The sequence below is a fragment of the Bradyrhizobium sp. WBOS08 genome (assembly GCF_024585125.1).
GTDB classification, from domain to species: domain Bacteria; phylum Pseudomonadota; class Alphaproteobacteria; order Rhizobiales; family Xanthobacteraceae; genus Bradyrhizobium; species Bradyrhizobium japonicum_B.
Genome location: NZ_CP028988.1, coordinates 1559890 through 1581251, shown reverse-complemented (window position 1 = coordinate 1581251; position 21362 = coordinate 1559890). Strand labels below are relative to the sequence as shown.

Genomic DNA, 21362 nt, shown 5'->3' with positions numbered 1-21362 from the left:
CATCGTGCTGTGGGAGACTTTCTCGTGAGCGACGACATCATCGAGGGTGAGCTCGAGCCAGCACCGGTCCCGTTGCCCGCGCGCGGGAGGACGGCGCGCGCGCGTAACCTGACGGAGATCCGCTCGCTCGCGCGCAGCCACACCAGAACCGCCATCCGGGTGCTGGTCGGCGTCATGCGCAGCGAGGATGCAACGCCCGCGGCACGCGTATCGGCCGCCAACGCCATCCTCGATCGCGGCTGGGGCAAGGCCGCACAGCACGTCGAGAACGGCCAGGACGGCGTGCTGGAATTGATCCACCGGATCGAGCGCATCATCGTGCATCCGGCGAGCTCGAGCGGCGGTGACGCCGTCACGACGCTCGAGACGGCGGAGATCCCGATCTGCAATCGCGTATCGATCGAGCGTTGACCCGTCGGGCAAAACACTGGCAGAATGGCATCACCGACAGAAGTTGGTGGTGCCCGCGCGGATGCAGTCCAGCGCGGGTTTTTCGTTTTGATGCCTTCGGCTAATTCCTGGTCTGCTTGCTGGTTCGGCGTGGCCCGGCATAGGCGCGCTGCACCTGGTCGCTGCAGTAGGACAGCTTGCGGCCGTCGCCGGTGAAGTGTCCGTCCTTGATGATCCAGAGGATGACGGTCTTGTCGTCGATCTTCTTGAACATCAGGTTCTTGCGGTCCTGAATGGTGTCCGGGTCCTGCACTCTGACGGCGTCAGGGCCTGGAGCCGATTGCAATGTGCAGTCGGCGTCGATCCTGACGGTGTCGGGAAGCTGAACCTGCGTATTCCTGATCTGGCAGATATTCGAGGCCGTCGCGATCGACTTTCCGGAGAACGTGACGACCGTGTCGTTGAACTTCGTGCAGCGCTCGTCAAAATCGAAGCCGGCCACCGCGTAAACGCCGTCCCGCGGGTGAGCCGCCTTGAGGGCTCGTTCCTGTTTGGCCTTCTGCTTGGCTTCAGACTTGGCTGCGAGTGTGGCTTCGGCAAGCGCGCGTTGCGTCTTGAGAGGGCAGTAGGCCTCGCGCCAGGGCGGATCCTTGAATCTCCCGTTCAAGCTCTTCTGAACGGAGATCGTCGCCTCATCGAGCCGCTTGACGAACATAATCTCTTTGAACTGCCTGTTCTCCCAGTTGGGATCGCGGGGGTTGAGGTTCTGCGCCAGGTTGTAGTCATTGCAGATCATGTCGAGTTGCACCGAGCCCGGCGAAAGATCAGTAATTGTCTTGACCTTGCAGCCCCATTCGTAGCCGTAGACTGATTTGCCTCGGAGATTGATCGTCATGTTGTTGCGTTCGTCGCAGGACGACTGGAAATTCTTGCCCGGCTCGGCGTAGACGCCATCCTTGGGGCGCCATCTGTCGATAGCGGTCCCGATCGCTTCCTGAGCAAGAGCTGACACATTCGTATCCAACGTGAGAAAGACAACCAGCGCCAGCAGCGGCGCGCAACGGGTCATCTTATCAAAGCTCACGGACTGCTCCTGCATCGAAAGTCAATGGTGGGACATTCGTCTGCGTGTTGCGGCTTCGCAGGATAACTGAACACCCATAAGTTGAGCAAGGGACCGTACCGTCCGGCCGTGCTCTTCAGCTCAGAATCAATGCCTCGCAATATTGGAGAGTGGAATGTCCTGGCAGGACGCCTTGCGACGAATGTTGTCCCCAACAGTGGCTTCGAGCCCCATACCACCAGCCGCTATGACGCGATACGGGATCGGGGTACATCTCCACACCAGGGCGTAGATGCAAATTACAACGTCGGCCCAAACGGCCAGCAGGGGATCAATCTGATCCTGATCTAGGCCAGAGACAGTCAACGTCCCCAAACAACGAAGACTGGTCTGCAATGTGGCGCAGGCGCATCGGCCTGCCCTAGGGCGAGCGAGCGCAGCCATTGTCGATCCTGAAAATTCCGACGGCGAAGATCTTCGAGCCGCTGCTCAAACCCGCGCGCTACAAGGGCGTGTATGGCGGACGCGGCTCGGGCAAGCTGCTGGTCTGGGACAAAGTCCTCGGTTTGGGCTCCACGGACGGCCTGGCCGGGTTTGCCGCGATCACGGCAAACCTGGTCGTCTCCTTTTACTTCGCCAAGCGCGGCTTCGAGAACGTTGCGAGGATCATCAAGCGGTGAAGATTCAGGACGAAGAGATTCGGGCGATTGTCGCGCAGACACTGGCCGAGCAGCAAAGGGTTCAGCAGGAGAGCGTCGATGCCATCGTGTTGAAATCGGTGGCATCAGTCCTGGCCTCCTTCGGAATCGAAGACGATGACCGGAAAGAGCTTCGGGCCGACTTCCAGCATCTGCGGCGCTGGCGAAAGAGCGTGGAACAGGCGCAGAGCTATACCTTCAAGGCTGTGATCACGGTGGTCGCAACCGGCTTGATGGGGGCGGTCTGGCTCGGCGTCAAGGTCGCGCTGGGCAAGTGAGCCTCGATCACCAAGGCGCGCAGGTCACGCAGTTGCGACGATCCCTGCCAATAGGGCCATCCCATGTACAGAATTCGGATCGTCGATGCGGACGATGACGAGACTGCCGAGACCCTCGGCGATTTGCACCGGTTGACATTCTTCGATGGGGCGGCCGTGCCGAAATTCGAGTCGGGGGCATGGTGGATCGCCTACCACGATGACGACGCAATCGCCTTCGCCGGCGTCGTGCCGTCGACGCATGCGCGGAACAGTGGGTATTTCTGCCGGGTCGGGGTCTTGCGGCATCACTGGGGACGGGGACTTCAACTCAGGCTGATGCGGGCTGTCGAAGTGCGAGCGCGACGCCTCGGATGGGACAGCATCGTCTCGGATACGACGGACAATCCGGTATCTGCCAACAATTTCATCCGTGCGGGTTATCGGCTCTACGAGCCCGACGCGCCTTGGGCCTGGTCGCATACGCTCTATTGGCGAAAATGGCTGCGCTGAACGATCCGCGCGGGTTTCCCGTGATGCGGAACGTGACCTTCTCAAACCGGAATGGTTGCGTGACACGCGTGACCTTCATGCACCCGGAAATGTTCAACGGCCCGGCAGCTTGACGGCTGCCGGGCCGTTTCTGCGTTTCGGGGTAAAGCAAGCGAGGCACTTGCGAAGCCGGCGGCGCCGGGCTTTAAGTTTGCTGTTGCAGGAAATTCGGCGGCCACAAGCCGATGTAAGGGAGCGCGATCCATGCCCAACAAGCCTCAATTGCCGGAACGGCCGTCGCGGGCGACGGCAGGGCTGACCGCGCTCGATGGTCTCCTGGTCATCGATTTCACGCGTGTCGTCGCCGGACCGGCCTGCACGCAGACGCTCGCCGATTTTGGCGCACAGGTCATCAAGATCGAGAATCCCGACGGCGGCGACGACACGCGCGCCTATGAGCACGCCGAAATCGGCGGCGAGAGCGCCGCCTATCTCAGCCTGAACCGCAACAAGCGCGGCATTGCGCTCGACCTTTCCGTGCCGGAAGCCCGCGAGATCGCGCTGGATCTGATCCGCAAGGCGGATGTCGTCGTGGAAAACTTCTCGAGCGGGGTCATGAAGAAGTTCGGGCTCGACTATGAGTCGGTCGCGCCGCTCAATCCACGGCTGGTCTATTGCTCGATCTCCGCCTACGGCCGCTCCGGACCATTCGCCTCGCGGCCCGGTTTCGATCCCATCACGCAGGCGGAGAGCGGCTTCATGTCGCTCAATGGGTTTGCCGACGGCCCCGCGGTTCGCACCGGCCCGCCCATCGTGGACATGGCGACGGGGATGTCTGCCTGTAACGCCATCCTGCTGGCGCTGCTCGCGCGCGACAGGCTCGGCCGCGGACAACGTGTCGAAGTCGCTCTGTTCGACGTCGCGATGGGAATGACAGGCTTCTACGGCATGGCCTATCTCATCAACGGCGAAAATCCCGGCCGGTTCGGCAATTCGCCCAGCGGGTCGCCCACCGTCGGCGTCTATGAGGCATCCGATGGGCCACTTTACATGGCTTGCGCCAACGATCGGCTCTATCGCCGGCTCGTGGTCGAGGTCCTGAACCGGCCAGATCTCATCACTGATCCCAAGTTTGCCACGCGCAAGGCCCGTTCCGAGAACAAGGAGCTCTTGCGCGCAGCCATCGCCGAGGTCTTTGCCAGCGATACGCTCGAGAACTGGATGGCGAAGATGAAGCAGGCCAATATCCCGGTCGGCTATCTCCGGACGGTCGAGGAGGGATTCAATGCGCCCGAGGCACGCGAGCGCCAGCGCTTGAACCGGATTCGGCACCCGACGGCGGAATGGGTGCCCAACATCGAGCCGCCGATTACCATGAGCCTGACCGGCACAGTCGATCCCGTTGCCGCCCCACTGTTAGGCGAGCATACCGAGGACATCTTGCGCAATGTTCTCGGTTATGACGAGCGTCGGATCACCGAATTTGCCCAGAAAGGAATCTTTGGCGCGAGCAGGACCTCGACGGGCTAGGCTCGGGATCGGTCCCCATGTCACCAGGCTCCGGCTTGCGGGCCGGTGCCAGCTGCATGGCTTGATTTGGCGATGGGGCGGCCGCATAAATGTGTGAAAGCGAGGGACACAAATGGCGCCTGGTCGAAAGCCGAGCATGGATCAGCCCGCCGGCCCGGAAGCCGGCGGACGTGCCCACGCGGAAATGATCGCTAAGGCTGGGGCGCTCGTGCCGCGATTGCGCGAGCGGGCGGCGCGAACAGAGGAGCTGCGGCATCTCCCGCCGGAAACCGAAAGGGATCTCCACGATGCCGGCCTGTTCCGAATGCTGCAACCGGCACGGATTGGCGGCGCGGAGCTTGACTATGTCGCTCTCGTCGATTGCGCCGAGCTGCTCGGGCAAGCGGATGCGTCGGTCGCCTGGAATCTCGCCAATCTGGCGAGCCATCACTGGATGCTCGGCATGTTCGAGCAGAAGGCGCAGGATCTGGTCTGGGGCCGTGATCCGGACGTGCTGATCGCTTCCTCGTTCATTTTTCCCGCCGGACGTGCCACGCGGGTGCAGGGCGGATACCAGCTACGCGGCAGCTGGCCGTTCTCCTCCGGCGTTGCCTCGTGTGAATGGAACATGCTGGCAAGCGTGGTGTACTCCGACGACGAGGCGGACGGCATCGAGTATCGCATCTTTCTGCTGCCCAAGGGCGACTACAACGTGCTGGACACCTGGAATGTCGCGGGATTGCGCGGGACCGGGTCTTGCGACGTGGAGGTCAGGGACGCCTTCGTGGCCGACTATATGACCGTCGCTGTCGGCGATCTCGCCGGCGGCCCGACGCCGGGAAGCAGGGTCAATCCGAATCCGCTGTATGCGCTGCCTGTGTTCTCGTTGTTCCCCTACGTCCTCTCGGGTGTTGCGCTTGGGAACGCGCAGGCGTGTCTCGACGATTACGTCGAGGTCGCACGTCACCGCATTTCAACCTACAACCGCGCCAAGCTGAGCGATTTTCAGAGCACCCAGATCAAGATCGCGGAGGCCTCGGCGAAGATCGACGCCGCACGCCTGATCATGCGGTCGGCATGCCTCGAGGCCATGGAGGACGCGCGGCGCGGTCACATCGCCGACATGGCGACCAAGACCCGATATCGGCGCGATGGATCCTTTTCCGTGAACCTGTGCACGGACGCGGTCTCGATGCTGTTTGCTGCAAGCGGGGCGCGCGGCCTGTTCACGAGCGGCGTGTTGCAGCGGCAGTTCCGCGATGCGCACGCGATCAACTCGCATCTCGCGTTCAACTTCGATGCGGCCGGAACCAATTATGGACGTGTGGCGCTAGGGCTGCCGTCCGAAAATCTCACGCTGTGAGGCCGGCCGATGAATGATCAGCCGCAGCAGCCTCGTGTGTCCGATCCCGCCAACGAGTTCGCGAGCGACAACTCGTCGATCGATCCTCGCGACTTTCGCAACGCGCTCGGAACCTATGCAACGGGGGTCACGATCATCACGGCCGCGGCGCCTGATGGCAAACCTTACGGCCTCACGTGCAACTCGTTCGCCTCGGTCTCGCTGAATCCTCCGCTGGTGCTGTGGAGCCTCGTCGTCTATTCCTCGAGCCTGACCATCTTCCAGAACGCCAGCCATTTCACCGTCAACGTGCTCGGCGCTTCGCAGCAGGCTCTTGCGAACAAATTCGCAAAATCCTCGGACGACAAGTTCACCGGCGTGGACTGGACGCCGGGCCTCGGCGGGGCGCCCGTGCTTGCCGAGAGCGTCGCCAACTTTCAATGCCGGTCCGTGAATCGCTACTATGGCGGCGACCACGTGATCTTTCTCGGCGCGGTCGAGGCCTATACCTACAGCACGACCGAGCCGCTGCTCTTCGCGCGAGGGGCATTTGGCCGATTTCTCGCCGACGACGAGCGCAAGAAGTGATCCTGGTGGGCTTTATCTCGCGCGCGACAGCTCAGCCCTTTGCGGCTGAAAGCTTGTAGATCTCCAATGCGTCCGCATCCGCGCCGTGCGCGGCCTTGGCCAACCTGAAGAGTTGTCCGGCAAGCGAGGCCATCGGCACCGGCGTCGAGGTCGCCTGTGCGACATCGGCAACCGTATCGAGATCCTTGAGCATCGTGGCGATGTGACCAAGGGGCGGCGAGTGAATGCCTTGCACCATCCGCGGCACGAACAGCTGAAGCGGAATGGAATCGGCGAAGCCGCCGGCGAGCGCTTCCGGCAGGCGATTGGCGTCAATCCCGGCGTTGACGGCGAGACGCGTGGCTTCTGCCAGCACGGCCATCGCGCACCCGACGATCACCTGATTGCAGAGCTTGGTGGTCTGGCCGGCGCCTGCCGGGCCCATATGGGTGAGCCGGCGCGCCATGGCCAGCACGTAGGGCCGGACCCGTTCGATGTCGCCTGCTTCGCCGCCCGCCATGATCGCAAGCGTGCCTTCTTCGGCGCCCTTGGTCCCGCCAGACACCGGCGCATCGATCCAGCCGGCGCCATTAGCGTCTTTCAATCGCGTCGCCAGGTGGCGCGCGGCATCGGGATGTATCGATGAGAAATCGACGACGAGCTTGCCGGCACCAGGCGCCGCGGCGAGTCCCTCCGGTCCGAAGATCACCTCCTCGACGGCCGTTGCATCCGTTACGCACATGAAGGCGATATCCGAGTTCGCCAGGAGATCGCGAGGCGTGACTGCGCGCTTGGCACCGGCTTCGACGAGCGGAGCCGCCTTGCCCTCCGACCGGTTCCAGACCGTGACCTGATAACCGGCCTTGAGCAGGCGCCGGGTCATCGGCGTTCCCATCAGCCCGAGGCCGAGATAGCCAAGCCTCTCGGCGCCGTGCGGGTTTGCGTTGCTCGCATCAGCCATAGGTTGCCTCTTTCTGTCGCAGCGCGACGCCGGCCTATCATACATTTCGCGTCGGACGGCAGAACCCTCCGGCCCGCATGGCTTGCCTGAATGTTTGAACCATGAAACATTTGAGGCGGTCGGGTTGGGTGGCGCCCTTCGGCGCCGGAGCAGCGGAGTGGGCACGATGCGAACCGTTTCGAAGTGGATCCTGGCTTTGGGGGCGGCGGCTGCCGTGAGCGCGGGGGCAAGCCCGTCATGGGCGCAACAGACGATCCGCGTCGGCTGGACGATCCCGGCCGAGGAATCCAAGTACTGGATGATGCGCCGCCAGGCCGAATTCCCCAACCTCGGCAAGGCCTACAACATCGAATGGACCCAATTCCAGGGCACCGCGCCGATGACGCAGGCCCTGGCAGCCGGTGCGCTGGACTGCGCGACGCAGGCACCGCTGTCGCTTGCCAATGGCGTGGTCGGCGGCAATCTCAAGGCCTACATCGTGGCGCAGCACGTGTTCGAGAAGCCCGGCGGGTTCTCCGTCTATTGGGCCGTCAAGGATGACTCGCCGATCAAGACCATCGCCGATCTCAAGGGCAAGACGGTTGGCATTTCCGTGATCGGCGGCGGGACCCAGGGTCCGTTCAATCTGCTCCTGAAGCAGAATGGCGTCGATCCAGCCAAGGATATCAAGCTGGTCGAGGTCGGTTTCGCGGTTTCCGAGGACGCGCTGCGCCAAGGCCGTGTCGATGCGGTCAACATGAACCAGCCGTTTGCCGCGCGCGCGGAGGCAAAGGGCGGCACGAGGAAGCTGTTCTCGCTCTCGCAGGCCATGCCGAACATCGTGCATATCCTGGAAGCCTGCCGCGCCGATTTCGTCGACAAGAATCCCGAACTGGTCAAGGCCTATGTTCGCGACATTACCTCAGGCATGAAGAAGGCGCTGGCAAACCGCGAGGAGACTCTCAAGGTCGTCAATGAAGTGCTGAAGGCGCCCATTCCGGTGCTCGAGACCTACCTGCTCAAGGACAACGATTTCGGCCGTGATCCAGGCGCGGCACCGAACTTCCCCGCGATCCAGAAGATGCTGGATATCTACGCCGAGACCGGAATGCTGCCGAAGCTGGATGTCACGCAGTTCAAGCATCCGACCATCGTCGCTCCGCTGGAATAGGCGGGCCAGCGATCCGGGACAGGGATCCAGCGGTGTCCCGGATCCGGGACGCCGCACAATGAAGATGCACGTATGAAGAAGTTGCGATCACGAGTGACGACAGACGGTCTCGATCGGGCCCCGCATCGCGCGTTCATGCGCGCCATGGGGCTCGACGACGCAGCGATTGCGAAGCCGATGGTAGGCGTCGTCAGCATGAAGGGCGAGCAGACGCCCTGCAACATGACCCACGACTTCCAGGTGGCTGCGGCCAAGACCGGCATCGAGGAAGCCGGCGGCACGCCGCGCGAATTCTCGACCGTGTCGGTGTCCGACGGCATCAGTATGAACCACGAGGGCATGAAGTTCTCGCTGTTCTCGCGTGAGCTGATCGCCGACTCGATCGAGGCTGTCGTCCATGGTCTGGCCTACGACGCGCTGATCGGATACGGCGGATGCGACAAGACGCTTCCTGGCGTCATGATGGGCATGGTTCGCTGCAACGTGCCGTCCATCTTCATCTATGGCGGCAGCTCGCTGCCGGGCCGTGTGGAGGGGCGTACGCTGACCGTGCTCGATTCCTATGAGGCTGTCGGCAGCTTCATGACCGGAGAGATCGACGGCACTACGCTCGAGCGGATCGAGCGTGCGTGCCTGCCGACCATCGGCGCATGCGCCGGCCAGTTCACCGCGAACACCATGGGCATGGTCTCGGAGGCGATGGGGCTGACCATTCCCAACGTCTCGATGGTGCCCGGCATCTATGCCGAGCGCGCGCAGATCTCGCGGCGCGCCGGACGTCTGATCATGCAGATGTTGGCCCGTGGCGGACCGTTGCCGCGCGACATCGTGACGCGGAAAGCCCTGGAGAACGGTGCGGCGATCGTTGCGGCGACGGGAGGTTCGACCAACGCCGCGCTGCATCTGCCGGCGATTGCGAACGAAGCCGGCATTGCATTCACGATCGATGATGTGGGCGAGATCTTTGCCAGGACGCCGCTGATTGGAAACCTGCGGCCCGGCGGCAAATACACCGCAAAGGATGTCTATGATATCGGCGGCGCCGCGGTCGTGATCCGCGAGCTGATCCAGAGCGGTCACATCGATGGCAGCTGCATCACCATCACCGGCCGCACGCTTGCTGAAGAATACGGCGCGGCCAACGCACCGGACGGAGAGGTGGTCTATGCGTCTCGTGCCCCGATCATGCCTGACGGCGGCGTGGCAGTGCTGAAGGGAAATCTCTGCCCCGATGGCGCCGTGATCAAGGTTGCCGGCCTGAAGAGCCAGTTCTTCGAAGGCGTGGCGCGCGTGTTCGAGGATGAGGAGGCCTGCGTCAAGGCGGTTCGGGATCGCACTTACGCGGCGGGCGAGGTTCTCGTGATCCGCAACGAGGGGCCGGTCGGCGGTCCCGGCATGCGTGAGATGCTCGGCGTCACTGCGCTGATCTACGGGCAGGGCATGGGCGAAAAGGTGGCGCTGATCACCGACGGCCGGTTCTCCGGCGCCACCCGCGGCATGTGCATCGGCTACGTGGCCCCGGAAGCATTTGTCGGCGGTCCGTTGGCGCTGGTTCGCGACGGTGACAGGATCCGGATCGATGCCGCAAACCGGCGGATGGATGTCCTGCTCGACGAGGGTGAGATCGCCGCGCGACGACGCGATTGGAAGCAGCGTCCGCCGCGCCATCGTGCAGGGGCGCTTGCGAAGTATGCGCGGCTGGTTGGGCAGGCGCCGGGCGGAGCCGTGACGCATGAAGGCCCCGCAGAATGGCCGTGGTTCGAATGACGTATCGCACGGGTGCGAAGACCCCCGCCTGTCTGGCAGGCTTCTTGCTAAGTCCGAGCCTTACGGTGAAGCGAGCGACGGGATGACGGTGGTGCCTGCGAGACCGAGCGAATGGGTGAGACCGGTGACATCACGAGAGCCGGCTTCGGCAATCATCGAGATTGATCGCGTCTCGCAGGTCTTTCAGACCTCGGCGCGCAGGGATCATGTGGCGCTCTCGGACATCTCGCTGACGATCGAGGAGAGAGCCTTCGTCTCCATCCTGGGTCCGTCCGGCTGCGGCAAGTCGACACTGCTTTATATCGTCGGCGGCTTCGTCAGCCCGACCAGCGGTGCGGCGAAGATGAAGGGACAGGCGATCACGGGCCCCGGTCCGGACCGCGGGCCGGTGTTCCAGGAATTTGCGCTGTTTCCGTGGAAGACCGTGCTCGGCAACGTGATGTATGGCCCCCGCCAACAAGGTGTACGCACTGGCGAGGCCGAAGCGCAGAGCCTGGCCTTGCTCGAGATGGTCGGCCTCAAGGGTTACGAGAACTTCTATCCCAAGGAGTTGTCGGGTGGGATGAAGCAACGCGTGGCGCTGGCCCGGACGCTGGCCTACCATCCCGAAGTTCTCCTGATGGACGAACCGTTCGGTGCGCTCGACGCCCATACGCGGACGCGCTTGCAAAACGACCTTCTCAATATCTGGGAGCGCGATCGCAAGACGGTGCTGTTCGTCACTCATTCAGTTGACGAGGCCGTCTTCCTCTCCGACAAAGTCGTCATGATGTCGAAATCGCCCGGCCGCATCCGCGAGGTCATCGACATCGATCTACCGCGGCCGCGCCGTCGCAGCGAGCTGTTGCTCGACCCGCGCTATCAGAAGTATGTCGTCGATATCGAGCGCATGTTCGATGAAAGCGACGAAGCCGGGACTGCGCTATGATGTCGCCGGCTGCCCTGATCAGACGAGCCGCACCGGTTCTGGCCTGTATCGGGTTGCTCGCGGTGTGGCAGGTTGCGTCGATCGTGCTCAAGAACGACAGCTTCCCGACCGCGGTCGAGGCGATCCGGGCGATTCCGGACATTCTCGGCGACAAGGAATCCCTCCTCAACATCCTGGCTTCGCTTCGCCGCATGGCTCTCGGGTTCTGTGTGGCGGTGCTGATCTCGATTCCGCTGGGCCTGTTGATGGGACGCAGCCGGAGCGTTGCCGCCTTTTTCAATCCGCTCCTGATGGTGATTTATCCGGTGCCGAAGGCCGCCTTGATGCCGATCATCATGCTGTGGCTGGGCGTTGGCGACATCACGAAGACATTGGTGATCTTCCTCGGCGTCAGCCTTCCCGTGATCTATCACAGCTTCGAGGGCGCCAAGGCTGTCGAAGAGAAGATGCTGTGGTCGGGTGCCGCAATGGGACTTTCATCCGTACAGCGCCTGGTGCGGATCGTACTGCCCGCGGCGCTGCCGGAAATCCTGACCGGCTGCCGCACGGGTCTAGTGCTTGCGCTGATCACGATGATCACCAGCGAGATGATCGCGCGGCAGTCAGGGGCCGGCAACATCCTGTTCAATGCGCTCGACATGGGCCAGTACGACACCGTCTTTGCGATGATCATCATCGTGGGCGCCATGGGAATCTGTCTCGATGCCATTTTCGAAAGGGTTCGTGCCAGGCTCGTGCGTTGGTCCGAGCCTCAGTTCGACATGCCGCTGAGTTTCTCCTGATGCCGCGCCTTCTTTCCGCAAACGTCCTTCTTGGCATTGCCCCGATCGCCCTGATCATCGCCCTGTGGCAGGGGCTGGTGTCATTCGGCTTTGCACCCGCGGTCTTGCTGCCGCCCCCGGGCTTCGTCTTCGGCCGGCTGCTCCAGCAGCTCGCGACGTGGACCTTCCAGCAAGAGATCGCGGCGACCCTGATCCGGCTGTTTGCCGGGTTCGCCATTGCGGTCGTGCTCGGCGTCAGCATCGGCATTGCCGCTGCGGCAAGTCCAGCGATCAACGCCGTGGTCCGGCCCATTGTCCGCGTCCTGGCCCCGCTGCCCAAGGTTGCGCTCTATCCGGCGCTCCTGCTCTTGCTCGGGTTTGGCCACGGATCGAAGGTCACCTTGGTGGCCGCGGACGCGCTCTTTCCCATTCTGCTCTCGACCTATTACGGTGCGTCGACCGTCGAGCAGAAGCTGATCTGGTCGGCCATGGCGGCGGGAACGCCGCGCATCCAGATTCTGTTCAGAGTGGTGCTGCCGGCGGCGATGCCGTCGATCCTGACCGGATGCCGGATCGGACTTGTCATTTCCTGCATCGTGGTGTTTCTGGCCGAGATGATCACGTCGACGGACGGATTGGGGCACGCGCTCGTGACCGCGGCGCGAACCTTCCAGGCTGTCGACATGTTCGTGCCACTGATCACGATCTCGCTGCTGGGGCTGATCCTGAACGCCTTGTTGGGAGCCCTGCGGTCGTACCTCTTGCGCGGCTTTCCAGAAGCGTGATCTGAACGAAGAATAAACAAGACCGGGAGTGACCCATGCTGGCTGACCGCATCGAGGCAAAATGGATCGACGCATTTTGCGAGATTTTCGAGCGATGTGCTGTCAAGGCCGGCGATACTGCGGCGATCCTGTCGGAGACGCAGTCGCGGGCGCTGAACGTTCATCTGGCGGAGCTCGCGCTGCTGCGCATGGGCGCGCGGCCGTTTCACGTGGTGATGCCGACGCCGCGCAACCGGAACATCGTTCCGGTTCGCTCCACCGGCGCGAGCGAGGCGATCCAGAAGCTTGGTCCGGTCATCGCCGCCCTGCAGCAGGCGGGCTTCGTGGTGGATTGCACCGTTGAAGGCCTGATGCACGCGGTGGAGACGCCGGAGATCCTCAAGGCCGGCGCGCGGATTTTGGTGATCTCCAACGAGCACCCCGAGGCGCTGGAGCGGATGGTGCCGGATTCCGCGCTCGAGAAGCGCGTTCGGGCCGCGGCGAAGTTGCTGCGGGGAACCAAGCGGATGCGCGTGACCTCGAAGGCCGGCACGGCGCTCGACGTCGATATGGTCGGCGCGTCCACGGTCGGTGTGTGGGGCTGGACCGACAAGCCCGGTACGCTGGCGCATTGGCCCGGCGGCATCGTCGTCAGCTTTCCCAAGAGCGGGACGATCAACGGCACGCTGGTGATGGCGCCGGGCGACATCAATCTCACGTTCAAGCGTTACCTGACGTCGGCCGTGAAGATGACCCTGAAGGACGATTATGTCGTCGAGCTGGAGGGGGAGGGCACCGATGCCGCGATGATGCGCGCCTATCTCGCAGCCTGGGGCGATCGCGAGGCCTATGCGGTCTCGCATGTCGGCTTCGGCATGAACCCCGGTGCGCGTTATGAGGCGCTCTCGATGTACGACCAGCGCGACACCAACGGCACGGAGATCCGGGCCGTCTCCGGCAATTTCCTGTTCTCGACCGGCGCGAACGAATTCGCCGGCCGCTACACGGCGGGTCATTTCGACCTGCCGATGATGGGAACGACGATCGAGCTCGACGGCGTTGCGGTGGTCCGGGAAGGCGTGCTTCAGGACGTCTTCGGCTAGTCGGGATCGAGCACCGGCGGACGTGCCAGATCGAAGTGGCGGAGCAAATCCACCATGGCCTGCAGGCGCTTCGCGCGATAGGCGTCGACGTCCATCCCCGAATAATCGAGGAAGCCGGCGCCGGTGCGCAGGCCGATGCGGCCCTCATGCATGTTGCGGGAAATGACGTCCGGCGCCCGATAGCGGTCGCTGCCGAGCGCGCCCTCGAGATAGCGGCTCGCGTAGTAGAGGATGTCGCCACCGCCCCAATCGATGAATTCGAGCAGGCCGAGCACGGCATAGCGGAAGCCGAAGCCGTAGCGGATCGCCTTGTCGATCTCTTCCGCGCTGGCGACGCCCTCCTCGACCATGCGCGCGGCCTCGTTCATTGCCAGCGCCTGGATGCGCGGCACGATGAAGCCGGGCGTCGCCGCGCAGACCACCGGCACCTTGCCGATGCCTTCGAGCAGGCTCTTGACCTCGTCGATGATGGCGGGGTCGGTGGCCTTCCCAGGTGAAACCTCGACAAGCGGAATGAGGTAGGCTGGATTGAGCCAGTGCACGTTGAGAAAGCGGCGGGGATTTACGATCGCGCCTGAGAGATCGTCGACGAGAATCGTCGATGTGGTCGATGCAATGATCGTGTCAGGTCCGACCTGCCTTGAAGCCGCCCCGAGCACCTCCCGCTTGAGCTCGACGACTTCCGGGACGCCCTCGAAGACCATGCCGGCGTCGGATAGTGCTGCGCCCCTCTGGCTGGCGGGCACCACCGAGACCCGCGCGATCAGCGGGCCGACATCCGCTCCGGTCAGCATTCCCAGCTTCGACAGGCTGGCAAAGGTCTTGCCGACTTCACCCAGCGCGTCCGCCTCCAGCTTGGCGAACTCCTCCGCGGAGCGCGCCTTGACATCGATCATCGTGACCTTGTGTCCAGCATAGGCGAACGCGACGGCAATGCCGCGCCCCATGCGGCCAGCGCCGAGACAGGCGATATTGGCGCGACTTGTCATCGTTCAGAATCCATTGCGAAGCAGCGTCTGCAATTCAGCCTTGCCGAGATTGTCGAGCCCCAATGTCTTGAGCGTTCGGCCACCCTGCGAAAAATCCTCGCCGCAGACCGCGCCGCCGATCGACAGGAACGCTTTCGCCAAAGGAGTGGCAACGCCGGCCAGGCCCGCGACGGAGACCAGCAGCGACAGCCCGAGCCGCAGATCCTCGCGCATGTAGCGATGCTCGGTCAGCACGATCCGTTCGCGCCAGTCGCCGGAATCGGTCAGGCGGTCATGCGAGCCGCGGCCATACATCCAGATCTCGCCTTCCCTCGCGTAATGATGAGCGAGCGGGAAATGTGGCGCGCCATAGCCGAGCGCCTCGCGCACGGCAATCCGCTCGGCGTCGAGCGCATCCGTGACCCGCCGGATCGCGGCTTGCGTGCCTTCCTTGTGGATATCCCATCTCTCGAAGTGCTCGATCGGGCCGGCGTTCATCACGATCAGCGGCGGATGGATGATTGGGCCGGCATTCATCAGCGCGCCGGACAATGCGTCTCCGCACGGTTCGATCGCCTCGGGGAAAGCCCGCCCGATCACATCGAGGGCGTAAGGCGCTTGGTCGAGCGGGAACACACCGACCGGTAGACGTTTGGCGCGGATGGTGATGGCGACTTCGAACGGTCCGTGCTTGCGCGTCAGCCAGGGCAGCGTGCCGGTTTCGGCAAAGCTCGCCTTGGCGCGGTTACCGGCGTCCCGCGCGGCCTGGGCGAAGATCATCGAGCCGAACGTCGCCGGCGGCAAGAAGACGACCTGGCCATCGCGCAAATGCGGGGCAAGCAGGCGAGCGATATCTGCTTGCGCGAAGGCAGGAGCGGGGCACAGGATCAGCTCAGTGCCGCCGACGGCCTCGGCGATGTCGGCCGTGACCAACGCGAGCGTCACGTCGTGGCGGCCGTTGTGATCCTTCACCAGGATGCGCGAGCCGGCGGCGCGATGCGCCGCGACCTGGTCGGCATCGCGGCGCCAAAGCCGCACCTCGTGTCCCGATAGCGCAAAATCGCCCGCGGCCGCGAAAGAGCCGTTTCCCCCACCCAGAACTGCAATCTTCAAGATGCTTCTCCCTGCGCGCGCGACTGCGCATCAAGCTGCTTCAGCAGGAAATGCTGGACCTTGCCGAGCGCCGTGCGCGGCAGGTCGGTGACGAAGACGATGTCGCGCGGCACCTTGTACCGTGCGAGTTGCGCCTGGATATGTGTTCTGAGTTCATCCGCTTCGAGTGGAGAGCCGGATCTCCGGATCACGTAAGCGATGGGGACCTCGTCCCAGCGCGGATCTGGCCTGCCGATCACGGCGCATTCGCTGACATCGGGATGTTCGAGCAGGACGCGCTCGACCTCGGCCGGATAGACGTTCTCGCCGCCAGAAATGATCATGTTCTTCTTGCGGTCGCGGACCCAGAAATAGCCATCGGCGTCGCACAGGCCGATATCGCCGGTGCGGTACCAGCCGTCGTGCAATGCATCGCGCGTTGCGGCTTCGTTGCCCCAATATTCGAAGAACACGTTGGGTCCACGCACCGCGATCTCGCCCGGCGTGCCTGCCGCTACTTCGCTGCCGGAATGATCGACCACCTTGGCTTCGCAGCACAGGCCGGCGAGGCCGGTCGATCCCGTGCGCGACAGATCGCCGCCAAGCCGCGTGTAGATGGCGATGGGGCAGGTCTCGGTCGAGCCGTAGACCTGGAGCACGGGAACGCCCCGGGCGACGAAACGCTCGATCAGGTGCGGCGGCACGATGGTCGAGCCGGTGGCGACGGCCCTGAGTGACGAAAGATCGGTGCTCGTCCATGCGGGATGCTCGCTCACGGCCTGGATGATCGCAGGCACCATCACCGTCAGTGTCGGCCGTTCTCGTTCGATGGCTTCAAGCGCGGTATCCGGCGCAAAGCGCGCGTGAATCGTGACGGTCGCACCCAGCTGCAGCGCCGGCGTGGTCTGGATGTTGAGACCACCGACGTGGAAGAACGGCAGCACGGTCAGCACATGATCGTCCGACGTCATGTTGTGCATATGCTGGCTCATGACGCCGTTCCAGAACAGCGCCTCCTGGCGCAGCACCGCGCCTTTGGGCCGTCCGGTCGTTCCTGACGTATAGACGATCAGCAGCGGACAGGAGAGATCGGTGTGCGGGTTGCGGCCGGTGCCGTCGCCGCGCGTCAGCAGGCCTTCGAAGGTTGTGCCGCGAGGCGGTGCGAAGTCGAGGCCGACGACGGCTGTCCCCGGCATAAGCTCGGAGAGCACGCCCTCGAAGGCGCGTTCGAGCACCAGCACTTTGGCGCCTGCATCGGTGAGAATGAAGACTTGCTCCGCGACGGCGAGCCGCCAGTTCAGCGGCACCAGCATCGCCCCCAGCCGCGCGCAGGCGTAGAGCAGAACCAGATAATCCGGCCGGTTCAGACTGAGGATCGCGACCCGGTCGCCGCGACCGACGCCGAGTTCCTGCTTCAACGCCGTCGCGGTCCGCTCGATGCGCGCGGCGAACGTGGCATAGCTCAGCCGTTCGTCTTCGAAGACAATGGCCGTCTTGTCTGGCGAGAACGCCGCGTTGCGATCGATCAGACTGCAGAGATCCACCGTCAGTCGTCCGTCTCGCCGGCCTCGTACAGCGCCTCGCGCCCGATCCGGTCGAGGCAAAGCTCGGCCGTCCAGGGCAGCATCAGCGAGCCGCAGCGGCTGTCGCGATAGATCCGCTCCAGCGGCAGCGAGCGCAGCATGGCCTGGCCGCCGCAGGTCCGGATCGCGAGCGCGGCGAGTTCATTGGCGCCCTCCATCACCGAGTATTGTGCGGCATAGGCCCGTAACACCTGTTCCTTGCTCGGATTGGCGCAGGCCTCGGTGACGGCCTGGAACCAGATCGCCTTGATCTGCTCGAGCTTGATCTGCATCTGCGCGACAGCGATCTGCTTGGTCGGATACATCCGGCGCTTGACCGGCGGCATGCCCGGCACCTCGCCGCGCAGATAACGCACGGTGAAGTCGTAGGCGGCTTGAGCCAAGCCCATATAAGTCGGCGACAGCGTCAGGAACATGTGCGGCCAGCGCATCGCGGCCTGGAAATAGACGCCGCGCGGCATCAGCGCAGAATCCTCCGGGACGAACACGTCCTTGAACAGCAGCGTGCGCGACACCGTTCCGCGCATGCCGAGCGGATCCCAGTCGCCGACGACCGAGACGCCTTCCGACTTGGCCGAGATGGCGAGGTAAAGCGTGTTGCGGCGAGACGCCTTCTCACCTTCCTCGATCTCGGTGCAGAGCACGCCGTAATAGTCGGCGTGGCCCGAGAGCGACGCAAAAATCTTCTTGCCGTTGACGATCCAGCCGCCTTCCACGGGCTTCGCCTCGGTGCCGAACGCGACGCCGCCGGCGGCTGCCGCGCCACCCTCGGAGAAGGGTTGCGAATAGATCGCCCCGTCCTCGACGATCCGCTTGTAGTGGATCGAGCGTCTCCGTTCGTGCTCGGCGCGGGTCTCCGCGTCCATGTCGAGATCATCGGCGAGGGGGCCCGACCAAAGAGTGGAGCAGACATGCATGTTCCAGGTCAGCGCGGTCGCGCCGCAATAGCGGCCGATCTCGGCGGCTGCCAGAGCGTAGGTCTGGTAGTTCGCGCCAAGCCCGCGGTGCTTCTTAGGAACGGCAATGCCGAGCAGACCGACGCGATGCAGGTCGCGATAATTCTCGGTCGGGAAGATTGCCTCGCGATCGTATGTGGCGGCGCGATCGGAAAACACGGTCTGCCCGATCTCCCTTGCACGGGCGATGATGCCGGCCTGCTCCTCGCTCAGGCGGAACGCGACGGGATCGAAGATCGGCGCATCCAGCGCGACCTTGTCAGTCGTGCCGAGGGTCTTGCTGACTTGCATGGTCATTGCGCAGTCACCTTACGCTTTGGTCGTAATGGAATTCAGAAAACGGCCGAGGGCCTCGTCGAACGCATCAGGCCGCTCGAGGTTGGCGAGATGGCCGACGCCGGGAAGCTCGACGTATTCGGCCCCCGGGATGTAGGTCGCCGTCTTCGCCATCATTGGCGCCGGCGCGTTATTGTCCTTGGAACCGGATAGCAGCAGAGTGGGGACCGAGATATCCTTGAGCGTGCTGCGCTGATCGAAGCCGATGAGAGCGAGCATCATGGCGCGATAGCTTGCCTCGGGTACGCTCCCCATGCATTCGCGCGCAAGCTCCATTCCCGCAGGATCCGGATCGTCGCCGACCAGCTCTTTCACCAGCGAGGGCGCCAGCGACTGCATCGTCTCGCCGCGATCGAGCGGGCCGAGCCGCGCCGCGATGAACGATTTCTGCCAGTCGCCGTCGGCCTTGCCGAAGGCAGGGCTGGTCTGCGCCAGCACGACCGCGCGCGCCAGTTTGGGAGATCGCACGAGCCGTTTCTGGACGATCATGCCGCCGATCGAGTGACCGACCAGGATGGGTCTGGTGGCACCGAGCTGCGCGATGAATTGCTGGAGCGCGTCCGCCAGGGCAGCGATGCTGACGCTCGCGAGCGGTGCCGAACCGCCATAGCCCGGCATGTCCCACGCGATGGCGCGAAAGCGGTCGCCGAACGTAGCCAGCTGCCGTCGCCAGGCTCGCGCCGCGCCCCCGATGCCATGCAGGAAGATCAGAGGGATCGCATTGGGATCGCCCGCGGCTTCATAGGCGAAGCGTCCGTCCTCTGTTATCATTGGCCCAGGCTGCGGCACGCGACATCCTCTTGCTTGCCCCCATCGATGCTAACAGGCCTTTCGGGGATGGGAAGCGATAATTTTACACTTAAAGCAATTTCCGGGCCGGCCTCCGTCGCATGGATTCTGCGCCTTCGTTGCAAAAGTTTGAAGGTTAAAATATATCGGTGCAACGGTCACAGATCCGAGGGAGCCAGCGCATGTCCGGATTGCCTCACTCGCCGCACGCGCTGGTGACCGGCGGAGGCCGCGGCATCGGCCGCGCGATCGCGGCGGCTCTCGTCGGCGCCGGCGCGACCGTGACGATCATCGGCCGGAATGCCCAGGTCCTCGAGGAGGCGATCAATGATGGCGCCGCGCATTTCGCCGCGGTCGCCGACGTCGCGAACGAGACGGTCTTGAAGGCCGCCATTGCCGAGGCCCATGCGCGAAGGCCGATCGATATCCTGATTGCCAATGCGGGCAGCGCCGAATCCGCGCCATTCGCGAAATCGGACAGTGCCCTGTTCGCGCGCATGATGGACATCAATTTCATGGGCGTGGTTCATTCCATCCACGGCGTGCTGCCGGGCATGAAGGATCGCCCCTATGGCCGTATCGTCGTGATTGCGTCGACCGCGGGCCTCAAGGGCTATGCCTATGTCAGCGCATACGTAGCGGCCAAGCACGCTGCGATCGGGCTGGTTCGTTCGCTTGCGCTCGAACTCGCCGGCAGCAGCGTGACCGTGAACGCGGTTTGCCCAGGTTTTACCGACACGGACCTCGTCGCCGGCAGCATCGACAACATCATGAAGAAGACCGGACGAAGCCGCGAGCAGGCGATCGCCGAGCTTGCCAGGCACAATCCGCAAGGGCGCCTGATCGCGCCTGAAGAGGTGGCGGACGCCGTGCTTTGGCTGTGCGGCCAAGGCGCCAGCGCGATCACTGGGCAGGCCATCGCAGTTGCGGGCGGCGAAATCTAGCGCGGACAGACATACCAAGGAGATCGCATGAGCAGACCAGCCAATCCCGTCACCGTGCCGCTCGCGGATTACTCGCCGCAGCATTTCCTGCTGGCCGTGGTCGACGGCGTTGCGACGGTCACGCTCAACCGGCCCGAACGGAAGAATCCCTTGACGTTCGAAAGCTACCGGGAACTGACCGACTTCTTCCGCGCCTGCGCCTTCGACGACGAGGTCAAATCCATTGTCGTCACCGGCGCCGGCGGCAATTTCTCCTCGGGCGGCGACGTGTTCGAGATCATCGGCCCGTTGGTGAAGATGGATACCAAGGGGCTGACCGCCTTCACGCGGATGACCGGCGACCTCGTCAAGGCGATGCGGGCCTGCCCGCAGCCGATCGTCGCCGCCGTCGAGGGCATCTGTGCCGGCGCTGGTGCGATCGTCGCCATGGCCTCGGACATGCGCCTGGCGGCAAGTGGGTCCAAGGTGGCCTTTCTCTTCAACAAGGTGGGGCTGGCTGGCTGCGACATGGGCGCCTGCGCGATCCTGCCACGGATCATCGGACAGTCGCGCGCCTCCGAGCTGCTTTACACCGGCCGCTTCATGACCGCGGAGGAGGGCGAGCGCTGGGGCTTCTTCAGTCGCATCGTCACGCCGGAGCAGGTGCTGCCCCAGGCGCAGGTCCTGGCCAAGCAGATCGCGGAAGGGCCGACCTTCGCCAACACCATGACCAAGCGGATGCTGGCGATGGAATGGGCCATGTCTGTCGAGGAAGCGATCGAGGCGGAGGCCGTTGCCCAGGCGCTGTGCATGACCACAGCCGATTTCGAGCGTGCCTTCGAGGCCTTCGCCAACAAGGTCAAGCCGGTCTTCCGAGGCGACTAGGGCCGGTCAGCCTGTGACCTCGCCAGTAACGGGGACTTGCGCGAAGTTATTTTAGGCTTAAAATACTTTCATGGCCGG

22 protein-coding genes are annotated in these 21362 nt (G+C 63.8%); 15 read left to right on the top strand and 7 right to left on the bottom strand.

Annotation, left to right across the window (positions count from 1 at the left end; all coding sequences use genetic code 11):
- The first annotated feature begins 24 nt into the window (after window positions 1-24).
- Window positions 25-411: a hypothetical protein gene (locus tag DCM80_RS07640; RefSeq protein ID WP_373569391.1), complete on the top strand. Its 387-nt coding sequence runs from the start codon at window positions 25-27 to the stop codon at window positions 409-411.
- A gap of 100 nt (window positions 412-511) precedes the next feature.
- Here the strand turns inward: DCM80_RS07640 and DCM80_RS07635 are convergent, their stop codons facing one another.
- Window positions 512-1474 carry a hypothetical protein gene (locus DCM80_RS07635; RefSeq protein ID WP_257196419.1) on the bottom strand — a complete coding sequence of 321 codons (963 nt, stop codon included), beginning with the start codon at window positions 1472-1474 and terminating at the stop codon, window positions 512-514.
- Window positions 1475-1896: 422 nt separating this feature from the next.
- Here DCM80_RS07635 and DCM80_RS07630 point away from each other — a divergent pair, with 422 nt between their 5' ends.
- The 6 genes from DCM80_RS07630 (at window position 1897) to DCM80_RS07605 (ending at window position 6339) form a co-directional block, all read left to right on the top strand.
- Entirely contained in the window at window positions 1897-2133 is a 237-nt protein-coding gene (locus DCM80_RS07630) for a hypothetical protein (RefSeq protein WP_373569390.1), read from the top strand.
- Window positions 2130-2429, top strand: a complete 300-nt coding sequence (locus DCM80_RS07625) for a hypothetical protein (protein ID WP_028137680.1) — start codon at window positions 2130-2132, stop codon at window positions 2427-2429. Before DCM80_RS07630 ends, DCM80_RS07625 begins: the two co-directional genes overlap by 4 nt.
- Before the next feature lie 63 nt (window positions 2430-2492).
- The gene (locus tag DCM80_RS07620; RefSeq protein WP_257196418.1) at window positions 2493-2921 is read left to right on the top strand and encodes a GNAT family N-acetyltransferase; all 429 of its coding nucleotides are present in this window, start codon (window positions 2493-2495) and stop codon (window positions 2919-2921) included.
- 243 nt (window positions 2922-3164) lie between these two features.
- On the top strand, window positions 3165-4430 hold the full coding sequence (locus DCM80_RS07615) for a CaiB/BaiF CoA-transferase family protein (protein WP_257196417.1): 1266 nt from the start codon (window positions 3165-3167) through the stop codon (window positions 4428-4430).
- Between the two features lie 112 nt (window positions 4431-4542).
- Window positions 4543-5772, top strand: a complete 1230-nt coding sequence (locus tag DCM80_RS07610; protein WP_257196416.1) for an acyl-CoA dehydrogenase family protein — start codon at window positions 4543-4545, stop codon at window positions 5770-5772.
- A gap of 9 nt (window positions 5773-5781) precedes the next feature.
- The gene (locus tag DCM80_RS07605) at window positions 5782-6339 is read left to right on the top strand and encodes a flavin reductase family protein (protein ID WP_257196415.1); all 558 of its coding nucleotides are present in this window, start codon (window positions 5782-5784) and stop codon (window positions 6337-6339) included.
- Between the two features lie 31 nt (window positions 6340-6370).
- On the opposite strand, the gene DCM80_RS07600 is transcribed toward DCM80_RS07605, so the two are convergent.
- Window positions 6371-7279, bottom strand: a complete 909-nt coding sequence (locus DCM80_RS07600; RefSeq protein WP_257196414.1) for an NAD(P)-dependent oxidoreductase — start codon at window positions 7277-7279, stop codon at window positions 6371-6373.
- Between the two features lie 166 nt (window positions 7280-7445).
- Here DCM80_RS07600 and DCM80_RS07595 point away from each other — a divergent pair, with 166 nt between their 5' ends.
- From DCM80_RS07595 to DCM80_RS07570, 6 genes are all read left to right on the top strand, one after another.
- Window positions 7446-8429, top strand: coding sequence for an ABC transporter substrate-binding protein (locus DCM80_RS07595; RefSeq protein WP_257196413.1), 984 nt, complete (start codon window positions 7446-7448; stop codon window positions 8427-8429).
- 72 nt (window positions 8430-8501) lie between these two features.
- The gene (gene ilvD, locus DCM80_RS07590) at window positions 8502-10196 is read left to right on the top strand and encodes a dihydroxy-acid dehydratase (RefSeq protein ID WP_257196412.1); all 1695 of its coding nucleotides are present in this window, start codon (window positions 8502-8504) and stop codon (window positions 10194-10196) included.
- Window positions 10197-10278: 82 nt separating this feature from the next.
- Entirely contained in the window at window positions 10279-11124 is an 846-nt protein-coding gene (locus DCM80_RS07585; protein WP_257197890.1) for an ABC transporter ATP-binding protein, read from the top strand.
- Entirely contained in the window at window positions 11121-11906 is a 786-nt protein-coding gene (locus DCM80_RS07580) for an ABC transporter permease (RefSeq protein WP_257196411.1), read from the top strand. Before DCM80_RS07585 ends, DCM80_RS07580 begins: the two co-directional genes overlap by 4 nt.
- Window positions 11906-12670, top strand: a complete 765-nt coding sequence (locus DCM80_RS07575; protein WP_257175713.1) for an ABC transporter permease — start codon at window positions 11906-11908, stop codon at window positions 12668-12670. Before DCM80_RS07580 ends, DCM80_RS07575 begins: the two co-directional genes overlap by 1 nt.
- A 35-nt stretch (window positions 12671-12705) precedes the next feature.
- Window positions 12706-13752, top strand: a complete 1047-nt coding sequence (locus tag DCM80_RS07570) for a peptidase M29 (RefSeq protein ID WP_257196410.1) — start codon at window positions 12706-12708, stop codon at window positions 13750-13752.
- On the opposite strand, the gene DCM80_RS07565 is transcribed toward DCM80_RS07570, so the two are convergent.
- Genes DCM80_RS07565 through DCM80_RS07545 form a run of 5 tightly spaced genes read right to left on the bottom strand, consistent with a single transcriptional unit; the run spans window position 13749 to window position 19476 of the window.
- The gene (locus DCM80_RS07565; protein WP_257196409.1) at window positions 13749-14741 is read right to left on the bottom strand and encodes a 3-hydroxybutyryl-CoA dehydrogenase; all 993 of its coding nucleotides are present in this window, start codon (window positions 14739-14741) and stop codon (window positions 13749-13751) included. The two genes, DCM80_RS07570 and DCM80_RS07565, sit on opposite strands and share 4 nt — an antisense overlap.
- 3 nt (window positions 14742-14744) lie before the next feature.
- Window positions 14745-15833, bottom strand: coding sequence for an NAD/NADP-dependent octopine/nopaline dehydrogenase family protein (locus DCM80_RS07560; RefSeq protein ID WP_257196408.1), 1089 nt, complete (start codon window positions 15831-15833; stop codon window positions 14745-14747).
- Window positions 15830-17356, bottom strand: a complete 1527-nt coding sequence (locus tag DCM80_RS07555) for a class I adenylate-forming enzyme family protein (protein WP_257196407.1) — start codon at window positions 17354-17356, stop codon at window positions 15830-15832. Before DCM80_RS07555 ends, DCM80_RS07560 begins: the two co-directional genes overlap by 4 nt.
- 2 nt (window positions 17357-17358) lie before the next feature.
- A complete protein-coding gene (locus DCM80_RS07550; RefSeq protein WP_257196406.1) occupies window positions 17359-18648 on the bottom strand; it encodes an acyl-CoA dehydrogenase family protein in 1290 nt (429 codons plus the stop codon).
- Window positions 18649-18660: 12 nt separating this feature from the next.
- Window positions 18661-19476 (bottom strand): alpha/beta fold hydrolase, encoded by an 816-nt coding sequence (locus DCM80_RS07545; RefSeq protein WP_373569389.1) that lies wholly within the window; start codon window positions 19474-19476, stop codon window positions 18661-18663.
- 182 nt (window positions 19477-19658) lie between these two features.
- Between DCM80_RS07545 and DCM80_RS07540 the strand changes: the two genes are divergently transcribed.
- A complete protein-coding gene (locus DCM80_RS07540; RefSeq protein WP_257196404.1) occupies window positions 19659-20420 on the top strand; it encodes an SDR family NAD(P)-dependent oxidoreductase in 762 nt (253 codons plus the stop codon).
- A 27-nt stretch (window positions 20421-20447) separates the two neighbouring features.
- Window positions 20448-21284 (top strand): enoyl-CoA hydratase family protein, encoded by an 837-nt coding sequence (locus DCM80_RS07535; RefSeq protein ID WP_257196403.1) that lies wholly within the window; start codon window positions 20448-20450, stop codon window positions 21282-21284.
- The last annotated feature ends 78 nt before the right edge of the window (window positions 21285-21362 follow it).

What these genes read in the sequence shown, in the direction of transcription:
- DCM80_RS07610 (WP_257196416.1), top strand. Translation starts at nt 4,543, where the DNA reads ATGGCGCCTGGTCGAAAGCCGAGCATGGATCAGCCCGCCGGCCCGGAA.
- DCM80_RS07605 (WP_257196415.1), top strand. Translation starts at nt 5,782, where the DNA reads ATGAATGATCAGCCGCAGCAGCCTCGTGTGTCCGATCCCGCCAACGAG.
- DCM80_RS07565 (WP_257196409.1), bottom strand. Translation starts at nt 14,741, where the DNA reads ATGACAAGTCGCGCCAATATCGCCTGTCTCGGCGCTGGCCGCATGGGG.
- DCM80_RS07535 (WP_257196403.1), top strand. Translation starts at nt 20,448, where the DNA reads ATGAGCAGACCAGCCAATCCCGTCACCGTGCCGCTCGCGGATTACTCG.
- DCM80_RS07620 (WP_257196418.1), top strand. Translation starts at nt 2,493, where the DNA reads ATGTACAGAATTCGGATCGTCGATGCGGACGATGACGAGACTGCCGAG.
- DCM80_RS07575 (WP_257175713.1), top strand. Translation starts at nt 11,906, where the DNA reads ATGCCGCGCCTTCTTTCCGCAAACGTCCTTCTTGGCATTGCCCCGATC.
- ilvD (WP_257196412.1), top strand. Translation starts at nt 8,502, where the DNA reads ATGAAGAAGTTGCGATCACGAGTGACGACAGACGGTCTCGATCGGGCC.
- DCM80_RS07550 (WP_257196406.1), bottom strand. Translation starts at nt 18,648, where the DNA reads ATGACCATGCAAGTCAGCAAGACCCTCGGCACGACTGACAAGGTCGCG.
- DCM80_RS07540 (WP_257196404.1), top strand. Translation starts at nt 19,659, where the DNA reads ATGTCCGGATTGCCTCACTCGCCGCACGCGCTGGTGACCGGCGGAGGC.
- DCM80_RS07615 (WP_257196417.1), top strand. Translation starts at nt 3,165, where the DNA reads ATGCCCAACAAGCCTCAATTGCCGGAACGGCCGTCGCGGGCGACGGCA.
- DCM80_RS07580 (WP_257196411.1), top strand. Translation starts at nt 11,121, where the DNA reads ATGATGTCGCCGGCTGCCCTGATCAGACGAGCCGCACCGGTTCTGGCC.
- DCM80_RS07585 (WP_257197890.1), top strand. Translation starts at nt 10,279, where the DNA reads ATGACGGTGGTGCCTGCGAGACCGAGCGAATGGGTGAGACCGGTGACA.
- DCM80_RS07600 (WP_257196414.1), bottom strand. Translation starts at nt 7,279, where the DNA reads ATGGCTGATGCGAGCAACGCAAACCCGCACGGCGCCGAGAGGCTTGGC.
- DCM80_RS07595 (WP_257196413.1), top strand. Translation starts at nt 7,446, where the DNA reads ATGCGAACCGTTTCGAAGTGGATCCTGGCTTTGGGGGCGGCGGCTGCC.
- DCM80_RS07570 (WP_257196410.1), top strand. Translation starts at nt 12,706, where the DNA reads ATGCTGGCTGACCGCATCGAGGCAAAATGGATCGACGCATTTTGCGAG.